This is a genomic window from Stenotrophomonas sp. K-6 (assembly GCF_056861555.1).
Genome location: NZ_JBSPUC010000002.1, coordinates 862,048 through 880,098 on the forward strand (window position 1 = coordinate 862,048; position 18,051 = coordinate 880,098).

General features: G+C 67.8%; 17 protein-coding genes. 15 read left to right on the forward strand and 2 right to left on the reverse strand.

Annotated elements, in window-relative coordinates; genetic code table 11:
• Nucleotides 1-41 precede the first annotated feature (41 nt).
• The 15 genes from sufC (at nt 42) to AC13F7_RS09375 (ending at nt 16,659) form a co-directional block, all read left to right on the forward strand.
• Complete coding sequence (gene sufC, locus AC13F7_RS09305; RefSeq protein ID WP_462091043.1) at nt 42-806, forward strand: Fe-S cluster assembly ATPase SufC; 765 nt, start codon at nt 42-44, stop codon at nt 804-806.
• On the forward strand, nt 806-2,068 hold the full coding sequence (gene sufD, locus AC13F7_RS09310; protein WP_482999937.1) for a Fe-S cluster assembly protein SufD: 1,263 nt from the start codon (nt 806-808) through the stop codon (nt 2,066-2,068). The genes sufC and sufD overlap by 1 nt, the downstream gene beginning before the upstream one ends.
• Complete coding sequence (locus tag AC13F7_RS09315; RefSeq protein ID WP_482999938.1) at nt 2,065-3,321, forward strand: cysteine desulfurase; 1,257 nt, start codon at nt 2,065-2,067, stop codon at nt 3,319-3,321. Before sufD ends, AC13F7_RS09315 begins: the two co-directional genes overlap by 4 nt.
• A 108-nt stretch (nt 3,322-3,429) precedes the next feature.
• Nucleotides 3,430-3,966: a GNAT family N-acetyltransferase gene (locus AC13F7_RS09320; RefSeq protein ID WP_482999939.1), complete on the forward strand. Its 537-nt coding sequence runs from the start codon at nt 3,430-3,432 to the stop codon at nt 3,964-3,966.
• The gene (locus AC13F7_RS09325; RefSeq protein ID WP_482999940.1) at nt 3,963-4,295 is read left to right on the forward strand and encodes a non-heme iron oxygenase ferredoxin subunit; all 333 of its coding nucleotides are present in this window, start codon (nt 3,963-3,965) and stop codon (nt 4,293-4,295) included. Before AC13F7_RS09320 ends, AC13F7_RS09325 begins: the two co-directional genes overlap by 4 nt.
• 624 nt (nt 4,296-4,919) lie before the next feature.
• Nucleotides 4,920-7,205 carry a TonB-dependent receptor gene (locus AC13F7_RS09330; protein ID WP_482999941.1) on the forward strand — a complete coding sequence of 762 codons (2,286 nt, stop codon included), beginning with the start codon at nt 4,920-4,922 and terminating at the stop codon, nt 7,203-7,205.
• A gap of 49 nt (nt 7,206-7,254) precedes the next feature.
• Nucleotides 7,255-7,944: a Fe2+-dependent dioxygenase gene (locus tag AC13F7_RS09335; protein WP_482999942.1), complete on the forward strand. Its 690-nt coding sequence runs from the start codon at nt 7,255-7,257 to the stop codon at nt 7,942-7,944.
• The gene (locus tag AC13F7_RS09340) at nt 7,937-8,650 is read left to right on the forward strand and encodes a tetratricopeptide repeat protein (protein ID WP_482999943.1); all 714 of its coding nucleotides are present in this window, start codon (nt 7,937-7,939) and stop codon (nt 8,648-8,650) included. The genes AC13F7_RS09335 and AC13F7_RS09340 overlap by 8 nt, the downstream gene beginning before the upstream one ends.
• A 133-nt stretch (nt 8,651-8,783) precedes the next feature.
• A complete protein-coding gene (locus AC13F7_RS09345) occupies nt 8,784-9,221 on the forward strand; it encodes a hypothetical protein (protein WP_482999944.1) in 438 nt (145 codons plus the stop codon).
• Nucleotides 9,222-9,360: 139 nt separating this feature from the next.
• The gene (locus AC13F7_RS09350; RefSeq protein ID WP_482999945.1) at nt 9,361-11,784 is read left to right on the forward strand and encodes a TonB-dependent receptor domain-containing protein; all 2,424 of its coding nucleotides are present in this window, start codon (nt 9,361-9,363) and stop codon (nt 11,782-11,784) included.
• A gap of 150 nt (nt 11,785-11,934) precedes the next feature.
• The gene (locus AC13F7_RS09355) at nt 11,935-12,573 is read left to right on the forward strand and encodes a PepSY-associated TM helix domain-containing protein (RefSeq protein WP_482999946.1); all 639 of its coding nucleotides are present in this window, start codon (nt 11,935-11,937) and stop codon (nt 12,571-12,573) included.
• Between the two features lie 22 nt (nt 12,574-12,595).
• Complete coding sequence (locus AC13F7_RS09360) at nt 12,596-13,114, forward strand: DUF2271 domain-containing protein (RefSeq protein ID WP_482999947.1); 519 nt, start codon at nt 12,596-12,598, stop codon at nt 13,112-13,114.
• Between the two features lie 25 nt (nt 13,115-13,139).
• Nucleotides 13,140-13,946 carry a DUF4198 domain-containing protein gene (locus tag AC13F7_RS09365; protein WP_482999948.1) on the forward strand — a complete coding sequence of 269 codons (807 nt, stop codon included), beginning with the start codon at nt 13,140-13,142 and terminating at the stop codon, nt 13,944-13,946.
• Between the two features lie 122 nt (nt 13,947-14,068).
• Nucleotides 14,069-15,049 carry an FAD:protein FMN transferase gene (locus tag AC13F7_RS09370; RefSeq protein ID WP_482999949.1) on the forward strand — a complete coding sequence of 327 codons (981 nt, stop codon included), beginning with the start codon at nt 14,069-14,071 and terminating at the stop codon, nt 15,047-15,049.
• On the forward strand, nt 15,046-16,659 hold the full coding sequence (locus tag AC13F7_RS09375; protein ID WP_482999950.1) for a sulfite reductase subunit alpha: 1,614 nt from the start codon (nt 15,046-15,048) through the stop codon (nt 16,657-16,659). The genes AC13F7_RS09370 and AC13F7_RS09375 overlap by 4 nt, the downstream gene beginning before the upstream one ends.
• 17 nt (nt 16,660-16,676) lie before the next feature.
• Here AC13F7_RS09375 and AC13F7_RS09380 read toward each other — a convergent pair whose 3' ends face one another.
• Both AC13F7_RS09380 and AC13F7_RS09385 read right to left on the reverse strand, forming a co-directional pair.
• Nucleotides 16,677-17,288: a HutD/Ves family protein gene (locus AC13F7_RS09380; protein ID WP_482999951.1), complete on the reverse strand. Its 612-nt coding sequence runs from the start codon at nt 17,286-17,288 to the stop codon at nt 16,677-16,679.
• 37 nt (nt 17,289-17,325) lie between these two features.
• Nucleotides 17,326-18,033: a murein L,D-transpeptidase catalytic domain family protein gene (locus AC13F7_RS09385; RefSeq protein ID WP_482999952.1), complete on the reverse strand. Its 708-nt coding sequence runs from the start codon at nt 18,031-18,033 to the stop codon at nt 17,326-17,328.
• Between the last annotated feature and the right edge of the window lie 18 nt (nt 18,034-18,051).

Below are 18,051 nucleotides of genomic sequence, written 5' to 3' on the forward strand. Positions count from 1 at the left end.
CGCTGCCTCCAGTTCCCCTATCTGACAAGACGATTATCGACATGTTGAAGATCGACAACCTCCACGCACGCATCGGCGAAAAAGAGATTCTCAAGGGCCTCTCGCTCGACGTGAAGCCCGGCCAGGTGCACGCCATCATGGGCCCCAACGGCGCCGGCAAGTCCACCCTGGGCAATGTGCTGGCCGGCCGCGACGGCTATGACGTGAGCGAAGGCAGCGTGCAGTTCGAAGGCAAGGATCTGCTCGAGCTGGCGCCGGAAGAACGCGCCGCCGCCGGCCTGTTCCTGGCCTTCCAGTACCCGGTGGAAATCCCCGGCGTGAACAACACCTACTTCCTGCGCGCCGCGCTCAATGCCCAGCGCAAGGCGCGCGGCGAGGAAGAGCTGGACTCGATGCAGTTCCTCAAGCTGGTCCGCCAGAAGCTGGCCGTGCTGCACCTGAAGGACGAGCTGCTGCACCGTGGCGTCAACGAAGGCTTCTCCGGTGGCGAGAAGAAGCGCAACGAGATCTTCCAGCTGGCCGTGCTCGAGCCGAAGCTGGCGATCCTGGATGAAACCGACTCCGGCCTGGACATCGACGCGCTCAAGAGCGTGGCCGACGGCGTCAACGCGCTGCGTTCGCCGGACCGTTCCTTCATCGTGATCACCCATTACCAGCGCCTGCTCGATTACATCAAGCCAGACGTGGTGCATGTGCTGGCCGATGGCAAGATCGTGCAGAGCGGCGGCCCGGAACTGGCCCTGGAACTGGAAGCCCACGGCTACCACTTCCTGAAGGACCGCGTGGTGCCGGAGGCAGCGGTCTGATGAGCGCCCTGCTCGATTCCCTCGCCAGCGGCTTCTGCGGCAGCGATGCACGTCGCGCCGAGCTGGATGCCGCCCTGCAGGCCGGCCTGCCCGGCCCGCGTACCGAAGCCTGGAAGTACACCTCGCTGCGCCAGCTGGAGCGTCGCAGCTTCCAGCCTGCCCCGCTCGCCCCGCCCGTGGTCGATGCCGCCCTGCTGGCCGACATCCCGTCGCCGCGGCTGGTGTTCGTCAACGGCCGCCCGTCCGGCGCGCTGAGCGATCTCACTGCGGTGCCGGCCGGCGTGCAGCTGGCCACCCTGTCCTCGGCACTGGCCGCGGGCGATGAAGCCGCTCGCTTCCTCGGCCGTCGCTTCGAGCGCAGCGAGGAAGTGTTCGCCCGCCTCAACGCCGCGCTCGCCGATGAAGGCGTGCTGCTGCGCGTGGAAGCAGGCGTGCAGGTCGAGACGCCGCTGCAGCTGGTCTTTATCAGCGTCGCCGCGGATACCGATCTGTCCTGGCACCACCGCCACCTGATCGAACTTCGCTCTGGCGCTGCGCTGGGCGTGGTCGAGCATCACCTGCATGTCGGCGATGCCGCGCACCTGGACAACACCCTGATGCACGTCCACCTGGCGCAGGATGCCGTGCTCTCGCACGCCCGCGTGCAGGCCGATGCCACCCGCGCCACCTCGTTGCTGCGCACCGACGCTGTGCTGGCCCGCAACGCGCAGTACCGCCGTGTCGATCTGGAACTGGGTGCCGCGCTGAGCCGCCATGAGCTCAACGTCCGCCTGGAAGGCGACAACGCCCAGCTGACCGCCAACGGCGTGCTGCTCGGCAACGGCCGCCGCCATGTCGACACCCGCCTGGGCATCGAGCACATCGCGCGCGATACCGCATCGGAAATGGTCTGGCGTGGCGTGGCGGCCAACCGCAGCCGCGTGGTCTTCCACGGTGGCATCCACATCCGCGAAGGCGCCGATGGTACCGACGCCAACCTGTCCAACAAGAACCTGCTGCTGTCCGCCGATGCCGAGATCGATACCCAGCCCACGCTGGTGATCGATGCCGACGAAGTGAAGGCCGCCCACGGCGCCACGGTCGGCCAGCTCGATGCCAATGCGCTGTTCTACCTGCGCTCGCGTGGCCTGCCGGCCGATCGTGCGCAGCAGCTGCTGAGCGCCGCGTTCTGCCATGAGCCCTTGAACGCACTCGACGCGCGCCTGACCGAACAGCTCACCGCCCAGTTGAACCGTGCGCTGGCCCTGGCGGGCGTGGCATGAACCTGTCCACGCCGCGCCCGGTCGCCGATACCGGCGCCGCACCCGACTGGGACCGCGTGCGCCTGGACTTCCCGCTGTTGATGCGCGAAGTGCACGGCAAGCCGCTGGTGTACTTCGACAACGCCAACACCGGTCAGAAGCCGGTGCAGGTGATCGGCGCACTGGACGAGTTCTACCGCCGCTACAACGCCAACGTCAGCCGTGCAGTGCATGCGCTCGGCACCGAGGCGACCGATGCCTACGAAGGCGCACGCAGCAAGCTGGCACGCTTCCTCAATGTGCGCGCCAGCGAGCTGGTGCTGTGCAGCGGCACCACCTTCGCGATCAACCTCGTCGCCTATTCGTGGGCACTGCCGCGGCTGAAGGCCGGCGATGTCATCCTGGTCTCGCGCATGGAACACCACGCCAACATCGTGCCGTGGCAGCTGGTCGCCCAGCGCACCGGCGCGACGATCCGCGTGGCCGAGATCACCCCGGATGGCGCCCTGGACCTGGACGCACTGCGCAAGGCCATGACCCCCGAGGTCAAGCTGCTCGCCGTGGCCCATGTGTCCAATGTGCTGGGCACGGTCAATCCGGTCCGCGAGATCTGCCGCGAGGCCCGCAAGCGCGGCATCATCACCGTGGTGGACGGCTCGCAGGCCGCACCGCACCGCAAGATCGATATTCCCGCGATCGGCTGCGACTTCTATGCCATTACCGGCCACAAGATGTGCGGCCCCACCGGCACCGGTGCGCTCTGGGCCAGGCGCGAGCATCTGGATGCCATGCCGCCGTTCCTCGGCGGGGGCGAGATGATCAAGGAAGTCAGCTTCGACGGCACCGTGTTCAACGACGCCCCGCACAAGTTCGAAGCCGGCACCCCGAACATCGCCGGCTTCATCGGCCTGGGCGTGGCGGTGGATTACCTCGAGTCGCTGGGTCTGGAGCACGTGGAAGCGCGCGAAGGCGAACTGCTGGCGCATTTCACCGAGGAACTGAACAGGATCGACGGTCTGCGCATCTTCGGCACCACGCCGGACAAGGCCGCGGTGGTCTCCTTCCTGGTGGAAGGCGCGCACTCGCACGACCTGGCCACCCTGCTGGATCTGGAAGGGGTCGCGGTCCGCTCGGGCCAGCATTGCGCGCACCCGCTGCTGCAGTACTACGGCGTCGCCGCCACCTGCCGCGCCTCGCTGGCGTTCTACAACACGCATGACGAGATCGAGCGCTTCATCGTGGCGCTGAACAAGGTGCGCAAGCTGCTGGGCTGATCCCGACCCACCGCCTGCGCCCCACCGGAACGCCGTGGCCTGCCACGGCGTTTTTCGTTGCTGGGCCGGTCGTTTCCGTACCGGCCCCGGCCGGCCTAAAATGGCGCCATGAGCACCCTCACCTACCGCGCCGCCACGCTGGCCGACATCCCCGCCCTCGTCACCCTTGTCACCTCCGCCTACCGGGGCGACGCCAGCCGCGCCGGCTGGACCACCGAGGCCGACATCCTGGATGGCGCCCGCATCGACCCGCAGGGCCTGCAGGCCGACATCGAGCGCCCGCGCAGCACCATCCTGCTTGCCGAGCGCGACGGCCAACTGCTGGCCTGCGCGCACGTGGCCGATGACCAGGGCAAGGGCTATTTCGGCATGTTCTCGGTGGATCCGGCCCAGCAGGGCGGCGGCATCGGCAAGCAGGTGATGCGGGCCGCGGAGGCCCACGCCGCGCGCGAATGGGGCGTGCCGGTCATGCAGATGACGGTGATCGACATCCGCGAGGAGCTGATCGCCTTCTACGAGCGCCGGGGCTACCAACGCACCGGGATCAAGAAGCCGTTCCCGTATGGCGATGAACGCTTCGGCATTCCCAAGCGCGACGATCTGCGCTTTGAGATTCTGGAAAAGCCGCTGGCGGTGCCGGCGTGAGCGAGACCTGGACCTTCGTCTGCGCCAGCGCCGAGCTGCTGCCGGGCGAGATGAAGAGCACCTTCGATGAGGTGACCGGCACGCCCATCGTGGTGTTCAACCTGGACGGCGATCTGTACGCGCTGGAGGACCAGTGCACCCACGATGAGTTCGACCTGTCCTCGGGCACCTTCGATACCGCCGAGGCCAGCATCGAGTGCGTCCTGCACGGGGCCCGCTTCGATATCCGCGACGGCGCCGCGCTGTGCGCCCCTGCTTACTCGCCGGTCGCGAAGTTCCCGGTCAAGCGGGAACATGACGCCGTCTGGGCCCGCGACGACCGCGACTGATCCGGGCTGAACGCCGGCGTTTTGAAAACGCGAATTGTTCCTATTACCATAGGCATTGCGGCCAGCTGGCCGCTTCTGCCCGGTAAGCCGTGTCCGCCAACCGCTCCGCCCTTGGTATCGCCGCCTTGTGGGCCACGTTCTGCGTGGTGCTGCTGGCATGCGGCTGGCTTAGCGCAGGCGCCACAGGTAGCAGCACCTTCAACCCGGCGGCGGGTTATTCCCCTGCCTCGTTGGACGCAGTCAGCGCGCGCCAGGCCTCTGTGCCTTCCACGCCCGTGCCGGAACTGCCGGCCACCGAGCCCAGCCTGACAGCCGAGACCGGCCCAGACCCAGAGGCCAGCCACACGGCAGTGTTGCCTCGCCTGCGCCGTGCCCCCTGGGTCGCGGTGGTTCCACTGTGGCGCTCAGACGCGCTGCGTTGGCAGCGGCTGCAACCCTCGCTGCGGCTCAATCCCGGCCACGCCCCTCCCTACGCCTGATCCCGGCGTCGACGCTGCGCGTCGATGCCCGCCACGCCTGCGCCACCGCGCCGCCGTCGGCCGCCTGTCCGTTTTCCCCACCTGCCTCCCTTCGCCGTGACCGCCGTGTGCCGTCCGGCCTTCGTTTGTCTTCCCAGGAATCACCATGACCGTCCGCCCGACTCCGTTGTCGTCCGCCCTGCTGCTGGCCATCGCCGCCCCCGTCGTCGCCCATGCCGAGACCGACGCTGCCGCCGATCCGCAGCGCGCCACCGAACTGGACGGCGTCGATGTCCACGGCGAGCGCGTCCGCGCGCAGTCCTCCAAGTTCACCGCACCGCTGCTGGATACCCCAAAGTCGGTCAGCGTGATCTCCCAGCAGGTGATCGAGCAGACCGCCGCAACCACCCTGCTCGATGCGCTGCGCACCGTGCCGGGCATCACCTTCGGTGCGGGCGAAGGCGGCAACCCGACCGGTGACCGCCCCTTCATCCGCGGCTTCGATTCGGCCTCGGACATCTATGTGGATGGCATCCGCGATGCCGGCAGCCAGACCCGCGAAGTGTTCGCGATCGAGCAGATCGACGTGGTCAAGGGCCCGAGCTCGGCCTACTCCGGCCGCGGCTCGGCCGGCGGCACCATCAGCCTGGTCAGCAAGACGCCCAAGCTGGAGGACTTCGTGTCCGGCAGCCTCGCCGCCGGTACCGACAGCTATCGCCGCGGCACGCTGGATGCCAACCAGGTGATCGGCGACGGCATCGCTGCCCGTTTGAACATCATGAAGCACGATGCCGACGTGGCCGGCCGCGATGAAGTGAACAGCAGCCGCTGGGGCATCGCGCCATCGCTGGCGTTCGGTCTGAACGGCCCGACCCAGGCGGTGATCAGCCACTACCACATGGAAACCGACGACCTGCCCGATGCCGGCGGCTTCCCGTACAACAACCCGTTCACCAGCGGCCCGAACGTGGCCCTCAACGGCGACGGCAGCCCGATCGTGACCAACCGCGATGCGTTCTATGGTCTGGTCGACCGTGACTTCCAGAAGACCAAGGCGGACATCACCACCTTGAACCTGTCGCACGATTTCGGCGCGGTCATCCTGCGCAACATCACCCGCTACGGCGATACGAGCAACGACTACCTGTGGACCCAGCCGGACGACAGCAAGGGCAACCCCAACCTGTTCGGCACCGTCTGGCGCCGTACCAACGCACGCGCCACCCAGACCGACAGCTTCGTCAACCAGACCAGCGTGACCGGTGAGCTGGAGACCGGCCCGCTGCGTCACAGCTTCAACGCCGGCGTCGAGTACAGCAGCGAAAAGACCGTGCGCGGCACCTACGCGATCGCCGAGGTGCGTCGCCCCAATGGGCAGAGCACCGCAGGCACCAACAACCCGCTGACCGGCAACCAGAGCTGCCCGACCACCGGTGCGGCGACCGGCTACAACTGCACCGACCTGACCAACCCGAACCCGAATGATCCGTGGTCGACCACGCACACCGTCACCCGCAGCGATCCGGCCCGCGACGTGCGCCAGACCACCCGCACCAAGTCGGCCTATGTGTTCGACACCATCAGCTTCAGCGAGCAGTGGATGCTGAACCTCGGTGCGCGCTTCGACGACTACAACACCCATCAGTTCAACCCGGCCGCCGCCGCGAACGTGCAGCATCTGCGCAACGACACCTCGTTCTGGAACGGCCAGGCCGGCCTGGTGTTCAAGCCGGTGGAAAACGGCAGCATCTACCTCTCGTGGGGCACCTCCTCGACCCCGGTCGGCGTGGACGGCGGCGACGGCGCCGACGGCATCAGTGCCACCATCCAGGACCTCAAGCCGCAGCGCAGCCGCAACCTTGAGCTGGGTAGCAAGTGGGACCTGTTCGATGCGCGCCTGTCGCTGACCGGTGCGATCTTCCAGACCGAAATGAGCAACGCGCGCGTGACCAGCGATGCGGGCACCACGCAGAACGCCGGCACCAAGAAGGTCAAGGGCGCCGAGCTGGGCTTCAGCGGCACGATCGTCGAGGGCTGGCAGGTCTTCGGTGGTTACACCTACCTGGATGCCGTGGTCGAGGACAACGGCTTTGCACTGGTCAACGGCGTCTACGTGCCCTCGCCGTTCAACGGCAATGCGTTCCCCAACACCGCCAGGCACAGCGCCAGCCTGTGGACCACCTGGGCGCCCTCGTTCGTGCCGGGCCTGAGCCTGGGTGCCGGTGCCAACTATGTGGACAAGGTCTACGGCAACGTCAACAACACCAAGTGGGTGCCGTCCTACACCCGTTGGGATGCGATGGTCGGCTACGCCTTCAGCGAGCGCTACAACCTGCAGTTGAACGTGCAGAACCTGACCAACAAAACCTACTTCACCAAGGCGTACGCTTCGCACTACGCCGCCATCGCGCCGGGCCGCTCGGCCACGCTGGCGTTCAATTTCACGTTCTAAGCGATACGCCCCCTCCCGCGCGCTCGTGCGGGAGGGGCTGGAGCCCACCATGCTGCTGCACATTCCCGACGTCCTCACCGCCGAGCAGGTCACCCAGGCCCGCCAGCAGCTGGCCACGGCCGGCTGGACCGACGGCCGCCTGACCGCCGGCTACCAGTCCGCGCAGGCCAAGCACAACCTGCAGTTGCCCGACTCCGATCCGGCCGCGCGTGCGGTCGGCTCGGCCATCCTCGATGCGCTGGGCCGCAACAGCACCTTCTTCTCGGCCGCACTGCCGCGTCGCATCTTCCCGCCGCTGTTCAACTGCTATCAGCCGGGGCAGACCTTCGGGTTCCATGTCGACAACGCGGTGCGCTACGACTACACCGTTCCGGGACAACCGCAACCGGTACGCACGGACCTCTCGGCCACGTTGTTCCTGAGCGATCCGGACGAGTACGAGGGCGGCGAGCTGGTGATCGAAGACACCTACGGCAACCAGCGGGTCAAGCTGCCGGCCGGCCACCTGGTGCTGTACCCGGGTACCAGCCTGCACCAGGTCACCCCGGTCACCGCCGGCACGCGGCTGGCCTCGTTCTTCTGGATCCAGAGCATGCTGCGCGATGACGGCCAGCGGCGCCTGATGTGGGATCTGGATGTGTCGATCCGTCGGCTCACCCATGACCACCCCGAACACCCTGCGCTGGTGAACCTCACCGGCGTGTATCACAACCTGCTGCGGCAATGGGCCGATGTCTGAGGCCGCCTCCCCTGCACTGGACGTGGCGAAACTTGCCGACCAGCTGCGGCACGCTCCGGCCGCCGCACTCGCCACGCTGGAGACCACCGCCCAGCGCGGCGATCCACAGGCCCAGTTCCTGCTCGGCCAGGCCCGCATGGAAGGCCGCGGCATCGCGTCTGATGCGGCCGCGGCCGTGCTCTGGTTCGAGCGCGCCGCCAACGGTGGCCTGGCCATCGCGATGAACATGCTCGGGCGCTGCCACGAACTCGGCACCGGCACCCCGATCAACCCGGCGCTGGCGGCGGTCTGGTACCGCAAAGCGGCCGATGCCGAGCTGGACTGGGGGCTGTATAACCTGGCCAACCTGCTGGCTACCGGGCGAGGCGTGGCCCGCGACGAACGGGCCGCGTTCGCGCTGTACCTGCGCGCCGCACGGCTTGGCCATGCCAAATCGATGAATCTGGTCGGCCGTTGTCTGGAGGACGGGATCGGGGTCGACGCCGATCCGGCAGCGGCACCGGCCTGGTACCTGCGTTCGGCCGAGGCCGGCGACTTCCGCGGCCAGGCGAGCCATGCCTCCCTGCTGCTCGCCGCCGGCGACATCGACGGTGCAGCGCACTGGCTGCGTCGCGCACTTGTACACGGAAGTCCGTCGTTTCTGGCTCATCTCCGCTCCACCTTGGCGGACTCGCCCCATCCCTCAATCCGGGCGCTGGTCGCCTGATTGCAACGGATGCCGCACCTGCAGCCCCTCGAATCATTAATCATTCTCATTTGCGTCCGCTAACGAATCTCACCTACAATCCCGCCGCGTTGCCGGTCGGCTGATCGACCGGCCGTTTCCACAGGGGCTCGTCTTGCGCCATCCACACCGCCATCGCAGCTTTGCTCCCGCCATGCGCGGGCGGCAGCACGCGTTGTCGACCGTGCTGGCGTGGCTGGGCCTGCTGTCGCTGCTGCTGGCCGGCCTGCCGGTACTGGAACGCGTTGCCCCGGGCAGCACCGTGATGGTCCTGCAGATGCCGATGGACGAGCATCCTGCCGGCGGCGGTGAGACCGCGGTGCAGGAAGACGCCCCGGCCAAGCCGCGCCGCGTCGCCAGCGCGCGCCCTGCCCCGACGCCACCGCCGCAGCCGTCGCTGCCACCGGTCGTGGAATCGCTGGATTCGCTGATGGCCACGCTGGTGGCACAGCCGCCACGGGTGCTGCCTGCCATTGATTCGGCGCCGGCCACGCCGCTGCCTGCTGCACCTGGCCTGCGCGTCCAGCGCGGCCAGGCCCCACCGCAGGGCTGAGTCCGGCCGCCGGCGGCGCCATCGCGCCTGCCCCGGTCGTGTGTGTTCTGCCCGTTCCGGGCCTTCCTGATGCCTGCGCGTGCTGCCGCCCTGCGGCCTGCCACGTCGCCTCCGTTTTCTCCTTTCCGAGGTTACCCCCATGGCCCAGCGCCATCGTCGTCGCACGTCCCTGTCCCGCTGCGCCCTGTCCATCGCCCTGCTCGGTGCGCTGAGCAGCCCGGCCTTCGCCAACGGTGAGGCCGCCGGCCCGACCACGCTGGACAAGGTGGTCGTCACCGCCGCCGGCTTCGAGCAGAAGATCGCCGATGCCCCGGCCAGCATCAGCGTGATCAGCCGTGAAGAGTTGAGCAAGCGCCCGTACACCAGCCTGGTGGATGCGCTGCGCGACGTGGAAGGCATCGACGTGGGCATGGAGCCGACCGACAAGAACGGCCGCGCCACCATCTCCATGCGGGGCATGCCGTCGGACTACACCCTGGTGCTGATCGACGGTCGCCGCCAGAGCAACGCCGGCAACCTGTACCCGAACAACTTCGGCGGGGGCCAGTTCTCGTACATGCCGCCGCTGGATGCGATCGAGCGCATCGAGGTGGTGCGCGGCCCGATGTCCACCCTGTACGGCTCCGACGCAATGGGCGGGGTGATCAACATCATCACCCGCCGCAATCAGACCGAGTGGCATGGCGCGGTCACCCAGGGTTTCACGATGCAGCAGGACGACCAGTTCGGTGATGCCCGCAGCACCGATGTCTACCTGAGCGGCCCGCTGATCAAGGACCGCCTGGGCCTGTCGGTGCGCGGCAGCTACTACGACGCCAAAGCCTCCAATCCGGAATGGGATGACCTCCCGCTGCCGGACGGCACGCTGTGGTCGCGCAGCATCGGCTTCGGTGGCGGCGGCAAGGCCGTGGCCAACACCAACTGGAACACCGGCCTGCGCCTGAACTTCATCGTCAATGACGACCATGAGCTGTGGCTGGACTACGACGTGTCGCGCCAGAAGTACGACAACAGCGAAGGCCAGACCGGCACCCTGGACAGCCTGGCCAGCCTGTGGCGCGTGGGCAATGCGACGATCCGCAACCCGAACGGTCCGGGCAACATCACCCGCCGCGTGGTGCAGCCGCGCGTGGGTTACACCGCCTACCAGCGCTATGAGCGCGACCAGCTGGCGCTGACCCACCAGGGCCGCTATGAATTCGGCACCTGGCAGACCACGCTGACCCACATCACCAGCAACAACCTGGGCCGCTCGCTGCCGCTGACGCTGGATGAGCGCGCCGATCTGCAGGGCCTGTGGAACGACGTCTGCCGCCGCACCGGCGCCGCCGCCAACTGCGCGGCCGGCGCACGCAACGGGCTGGGCGCGCTCAACGCCAGCGAACTGGCGCGCCTGCAGGCCTTCCTGCCGCGCCCGCTGCGTACGATGGAGCTGGAGGGCAACGTGCTCGACACCATGCTCGATCTCACCTTCGGCGCGCACAAGCTCACCGTGGGCGGCCAGTACAACGACACCGACATGGTCGATGGCGTGTTCGGCATGGACGGCAACGGCTACAAGAACAACGTCAAGCAGCAGCACCGCATGTGGGCGCTGTTCGCCGAGGACAACTGGTCGCTGACCGATACCCTGACCGCCACGGTCGGCGTGCGCTATGACGATCACAACATCTTCGGCAGTCACGTCAGCCCGCGCGCCTACCTGGTGTGGAACGCCAACGATGCCTGGACCGTCAAGGGCGGCGTCAGCACGGGCTACAAGACCCCGCGTCCGGACCAGCTGTTCCCCGGCATCGTCGGCTTCGGCGGCCAGGGCGTCACCCCGCTGGTCGGCTCGCCGAACCTCAAGCCGGAAACCAGCACCAACTATGAGATCGCCACGTACTATCAAGGCGATCGCTGGGGCTTCAACGTCACCGGCTTCCTCAACAAGTTCGACGACAAGATCGCCAGCGGCGGCACCTTCGCCAACTGCGAAGTCGCCCCGAACGATGGCAGCTACTGCGTGGACATCGGCCCGGGCTGGGCCGAGCTGGGCTACAGCACCTTCGGCCAGAGCGTGAACATCGACAAGGCCGAAACCCGCGGCGTGGAAGCGGCGGCCCAGGTGGATCTGCTGGACAACCTGCAGCTGCGCGGCAATTACACCTGGACCAAGAGCGAGCAGACCAGCGGCACCGGCAAGGGCCTGCCGATCACCGGCAACCCGGCCAAGCACATGGCCAATGCGAGCCTGAACTGGCAGATCAGCGAGGTGGTCAGCCTCTCGCTGATCGGCGAAGGTCGCTACGACCGCTACCGCGACACGCTGGTCAGCAACGTCGGCGGCGTGAGCAGTTCGCAGACCCGCTACTACGAGGACTACACGATCTTCCACCTCGGCGGCAGCTGGGACATCAACAACTGGCTGACCGTCAACGCCCGGGTCAACAACCTGTTCGACAAGGACTTCGTGTCGCAGTCCTGCGTGCTGATCAGCGACAGCGAGTTCAGCTGCGTGGACGATTACTCCACCAAGGACCAGCGTCGCAGCTACTGGATTTCGTTGAACGCCAAGTTCTGAGGCACACCGCGGCGGCGTCCTGAGTGACGTCGCCGCTGGCCTTGACCTCGGGCAGCGCGCCGGCGACGGAACGCTGCCTTCTTTTTTCACAAATTGCGAATCATTCTCATCAATGGTGTAATTCGCCCCTCAGTACTCTCTCTCCCGACCGTGGCCCCCAGCGCTCCCTCTTCCAGCGTGCAACAACAACGCCGCGGCTTCTGGCTGCGCACGCTGCACCAGTGGCACTGGATCAGCTCGGCGGTGTGCCTGATCGGCATGCTGCTGTTCGCCGCGACCGGCATCACCTTGAACCACGCCTCCAGGATCGAAGCCACGCCGGAGGTGGTCAGCCGCCAGCTGGCGCTGCCTGCCGACCTGCTCGGCAAGCTTGGCGACCGCGCCGATGGCAAGGCACCGATCCCGCGCGTGGCCAGCCGCTGGCTGGATGCGCAGCTCGGCATCTCGATCGGGCGCCGCCCGGCCGAATGGTCCGATGGCGAAATCTATCTCTCCATGCCCAGCCCGGGCGCGGATGCCTGGCTGAGCATCGACCGCGAAACGGGCGACGTGGAGTACGAATCCACCGCGCGCGGCTGGGTGTCCTATTTCAACGATCTGCACAAAGGGCGCAATGCCGGGCCAGCCTGGGGCTGGTTCCTGGATATCTTCGCCGTGGCCTGCCTGGTGTTCTGCATCACCGGCCTGTTCCTGCTGCACCTGCATGCCCGCCAGCGCCGCATGACCTGGCCGCTGGTCGGCCTGGGCCTGCTGATCCCGCTGCTGATCGCCCTGATCCTCATCCACTGACCGTCCCTTCCGGAGCCGCACCATGCGCGTCACCCTGACCATCGCCCTGAGCGGCCTGCTGGCCACCTCGCCGGCCTATGCCACCACCCTGGACATCAACGTCGAGGTGCCCAAGCTCAACGTGGCCGAGTACCACCGCCCGTATGTGGCCGTGTGGCTGGAAGGGGCCGACCAGAAGGTCGCCGCCAACCTCTCCGTCTGGTACCAGCAGACCGGCAACAGTGAGGGCCATGGCACCAAGTGGCTGCCCGACCTGCGCCAGTGGTGGCGCAAGAGCGGCCGCACCCTGGAGGTGCCGGTGGACGGCGTGACCGGCCCGACCCGTCCGGTCGGCAAGCACGCGCTCTCCTTAAGCGACAAGCAGCCGGCGCTCAAGGCGCTCGCCCCGGGCAACTACACGCTCGTGGTGGAAGCGGTGCGCGAAGTCGGCGGCCGCGAACTGCTCAAGATCCCCTTCACCTGGCCGGTCACGTCCGCCCAGTCGGGCAAGGCCCAGGGCGCGACCGAACTCGGTCTGGTCACCCTGTCCGCCAAGCCCTGATCCCCTGCCCACCTGGAGTTTTTCGATGAAGCGCACGCTCGTCCTCGCCGCCGCCATGGCCGCCGCACTTCCGTTCTCCGCCCTGGCCCACAAAGCCTGGCTGCAGCCTTCGCAGACTGTGATCGCGGGCACCAACCCGTGGATCACCGTCGACGCGGCGGTCTCCAACGACCTGTTCTATTTCAACCATGTGCCGCTGCGCCTGGACAGCCTGGTCATCACCGCGCCGGACGGCACCACCGTGCAGCCGCAGAACGCGGCCACCGGCAAGTTCCGCAGCGTGTTCGATGTCGAGCTGACCCAGCAGGGCACCTACCGCCTGGCCACGGTCAACAACGGCCTGTCGGCCAGCTGGGAAGAGGACGGCAAGCCCAAGCGCTGGCGCGGTACCCCGGCCACCTTCGCCACCGAAGTGCCGAAGAACGCCAGGAACCTGCAGGTCTCGCAGTCGGTCGGCCGCGTGGAAACCTTCGTCACCAACGGCACCCCGAACGACACCGCGCTCAAGCCGACCAACCAGGGCATCGAGATGATCGCGCTGGCCCACCCGAACGATCTGGTCACCGGTGAAGCCGCGCGCTTTCGCGTGCTGGTCGACGGCAAGCCGACCGCCGGCCTGGACGTCGAGATCACCCGTGGCGGTACCCGTTACCGCAACGCGCAGGAAGAGATCAAGGTCAGCACCGATGCCAAGGGCGAGTTCGCCGTCACCTGGCCCGAAGCGGGCATGTACTGGCTGGAGACCGGCACCGAGGACAGCAAGACCTCGATCAAGGAAGCCAAGAAGCGTCGCCTGAGCTACGTGGCCACGCTGGAAGTGCTGCCGGAGTAACGGCCTTCGACGCGGGCGCTGCACGCGACGTCCACCCCATCCCGCCCCCGTCGACACGACGGGGGCTTTTCACCCGACGCAGTCCGGCCATCGGGCTTACTGGTCCCGACGTGCCCATCCCCATGAACAACCCGGATCTCGACATCGCCAGCCTCGGCGGCCACACCATGGGCACCACCTGGCAGGTAAAACTGGTCGTGGCGCGCAGCCGCGACCTGCACCCGCTGCATGCCGGCATCCAGGCACAGCTCGACGCCGTGGTCGCGCAGATGAGTACGTGGGAAGCCGACAGCGATATCTCACGCTTCAACCGTGCGGCCGCTGGTGTATGGCAGGCGCTGCCGCCGCTGTTCGACACCGTGATGCAGTGCGCGCTGGAGATCGCACAGCGCAGCGGCGGTGCGTTCGATCCGACCGTGGGCCCGTTGGTGGCGCTGTGGGGATTCGGTGCACAGGCGCAGGCCCAGCGCATTCCCGACGCTGCCACCCTCGCCGCGACGCGTGCGCGGTGTGGCTGGGAACGGCTGCGCTGGCAGCCCGGTCGCCTGCTGCAACCCGGTGGGCTGGCGCTGGACCTGTCGGCGATCGCCAAGGGCTTTGGTGTCGACCAGGTCAGCACGTGGCTGCGCGAGAACGGGGTGCACGCCGCGCTGGTGGAGGTTGGCGGCGAGCTGCACGGCTATGGCCGAAAGCCCGATGACCAGCCGTGGCGCGTGCTGGTGGAATCGGCCCCGGAAGAGGATGCGCACGCGGAGCATCCGCCGCGCGTGCTCGCGCTGAGAGATCTGGCGGTGGCCACCTCCGGTGATCGCTGGCATCACTTCGAACAGAGCGGCGAGCAGTTCAGCCACACGCTGGATCCACGCACCGGTGCACCGGTCACGCGTGCAGCGGCCGCGGTCACCGTGGTCGCCGGGAGTGCCATGCAGGCCGACGCCTGGGCCACTGCGTTGACGGTGATGGGCCGGGACGACGGCATCGCATTTGCACGTACCCATGCACTGGCCGCACGCTTTGTCAGCCGTGGTGCGCACGGTATCGAGGAACACATGAGCCCCGCATTCGAACACCTGCTCGCCGACGACCGCGCAGGCGCCGCATGACGCCGCGTCCTTCGCGTGCGTGGCTGGGCAACTTGGCGGTGATGCTGTTGCTGGCGGTCGTTGCCTGGGCGCTGCTGCGCCTGCATCTGGGCGACGCGTGGTGGCAGAGTGCACCGCTGGCGTCGCATTGGCAGTGGGCAGCAGGCAGCCTGGTGCTTTACGCGGCCTTCTGTACGCTGATCTGGTGGCGTGGACGCCTGCGCGAGGAGCACGTGGCCGACAATGGACCCGCACCGATCCTGCTGGTCTGGGCGAGCCAGACCGGCTTCGCCCAGCAGCTGAGCGAACGCAGTGCGCAGGCGATGCGCGCTGCCGGCCTGCCGGTCCGCATCCGCGCGCTGCATGCGGTGACCGCCGCGCTTCTGCAGCGCAGCGGGCAGGTGCTGTTCGTGGTCAGCACCACCGGCGAAGGCGATGCGCCGGATCATGCCCTGCCCTTCCTGCGCAAGGTGATGCCACAGGCGCTGGCATTGCCGCAGCTGCAGTACGGCGTGCTGGCGCTGGGGGATCGCAGCTACGGGCATTTCTGCGCCTTCGGTCACCAGCTGGATGCGTGGCTGCGTCAGCATGGCGCGCATCCGCTGTTCGATACCGTCGAAGTAGACAATGCCGATCCCGGCGCGCTGCGCCACTGGCAACAACTGCTGGGCCAGCTCGGGGGTGAAGCCACCGAGCTGCCCGACTGGGCGCCGGCCGAGTATCTGCCGTGGCAACTGCAGGCGCGGCACCTCGAAAACCCGGGCAGCCCGGGCTCGCCGACGTACCGCATCACGCTGGTGCCTGCTGATGGCGTGCTGCCGGCGTGGCAGGCCGGTGACGTGGTCGAAATCGGGCCCCAGCATGCGCCGGCCGAGGTCGAGGCCTGGCTGCGCGATACCCCTTGGGAGGGCGACGCGGACATCAATGGCCAGCCGCTACGTGCGCACCTCGCGCGGGCGCATCTGCCCAGCAGCGACGAGACGGCCGCCTTTGCCGACGCCGCCGCACTGGTGGCGGCACTACGCCCGCTGCCGCACCGCGAGTACTCCATCGCCAGCCTGCCCACCGAAGGCCAGGTACAGCTGCTGCTGCGCCGGCAGCTGCGTCCTGATGGCACTCCCGGCCTGGGCAGTGGGTGGCTGTGCGATCACGCCGCGCTGGACGGCCGCATCGATCTGCGCTTCCGCAGCAACCCAAACTTCCATGGGGTCCCGGCGGCAACGCCGCTGATCCTGATCGGCAACGGCACCGGCATCGCCGGCCTGCGCGCGCACCTGCGCGAGCGCATCAGCGCCGGCGCGCGCCGCAACTGGCTGCTGTTCGGCGAACGCACCGCCGCGCACGACTTCTTCTTCGGCGACGACCTGCGCGCCTGGCAGCGTGACGGCTGGATCGCCCATCTGGATACCGTGTTCAGTCGCGACGGTGGCGGACATCACTACGTGCAGGACCGGCTGCAGGCGCGGATCCGTGAACTGCAGACGTGGGTAAACGATGGCGCCACGATCCTGGTCTGCGGCAGCCTGCAGGGCATGGCCCCGGCGGTGGATGCGGTGATCGAGCAGGCGCTGGGCCGCGACGGGAAAGAAGCCTTGATCGTGGCCGGGCGTTACCGGCGCGACGTGTACTGAGGGTTACCTGCAGCGCCTCAGGCGCTGTTGCCACCCGCACTCACACGGATCGCCAACAATTCGCCGCCTCCGCGCAATGCAAACCGGCGGCGCTCACCCGCGGCCAGCCAGGCGGTATCACCGGCGGCCAACGGTGCCAGCGACGGCTCGCCTTCGAACTCGGCTTGGCCGGCAAGCAGATGAATCGCCCACGCCGCCTCGGGTTCGGTGAAGAAGAACATGCTGCCCACCAGCGGCCGGTGCAGCAGCTCGGCCTGCACGGCATCGCGCCGCCACATCAGATTGAAATCGTGGGTCACCCCGTCGATCAGTTCGCCGGTCACCTGCGCTTCGCCGGCAAACCGCAGGCGATCGTGCGGCGGCATCAAGGTGTGCACCGCGCCATCAGCGAAACGCAGGCGCAGTCCTTCACCACGCAGCAGCACCAGTTCGCGATCGATGCCGGGAAACGCGGAGAATGCGGCGTCCTGTTCGATCTCGGCGATCGACAGGCGCACCTGCCAGTCCTCGCTGTCGGGTACGCGCAGGATCTCGCGGGTCCAGCCCAGGCCATTGCGCCAGCGTTCGCGGCGGTATTCGAAGGACGGAATGACGCTGCTGGCCGCGCTCAGGACGGTATCGGTCGACATGGCGCTAGTGTGCCTGAGCCGACGCAGCAGAGCTGCCTCAGGACACGCCGCCGCAATCGGGTTCCAGCAGGCGCGAACGGGCCAGCCAGTCCTTGTCAGGGTAATACGCGAATACCATCGTGCCGCCGCGCAGGCTGTCGATCAGCGGCCGCGCCACGGACAGGCGCACCGCCGGGCACCCCAGGCTGCGGCCCAGGCGGCCTTGCAGGCGGGCGATCGCGGGATTCACGTACGGCGCGCCATGGATGACGATCGCGCGGTCGCGGGCATGGTCGTTGAAGCCCGGCTCCAGCCCGTCCAGGCGCAACGAATAGCCGTTGCCGCCCATGTAGGTTTCCTTGGCGGTGAACGCGCCCAGGCTGGACATGAAGCTGCCGTCCTTGTTCGAAAAATGCTGGGTACGGTTGTCGCCACTGTTGCGCCCGTGCGCGACCCACTCTTCAAACAGCAGCCGCTGGCGGCTGAGATCGAAAATCCACATGCGCGGTTCGGTCGATGGCCGTGAGTAATCGATCACGCTCAACTTGCCCGGATCGACCCCCAGCTCCGGGCGACGCAGGGCGCAGTGCATCGCGCGTGCCGCCAACTGCAATACGTGCTTGTCCGCCCCCGGCGCCGCCCTGGCCAGCATCTCGGCCATCTGCACCGGGTTGCCGCCCGGCGCCGGCGCAGGACTGGCCGCGCCTGCCGTGGCGGACGCAATCAGGCCGCAGAACGCGGCGGGCAGCAATTTCACTACACGCATGGGCAGCACACCAACCGG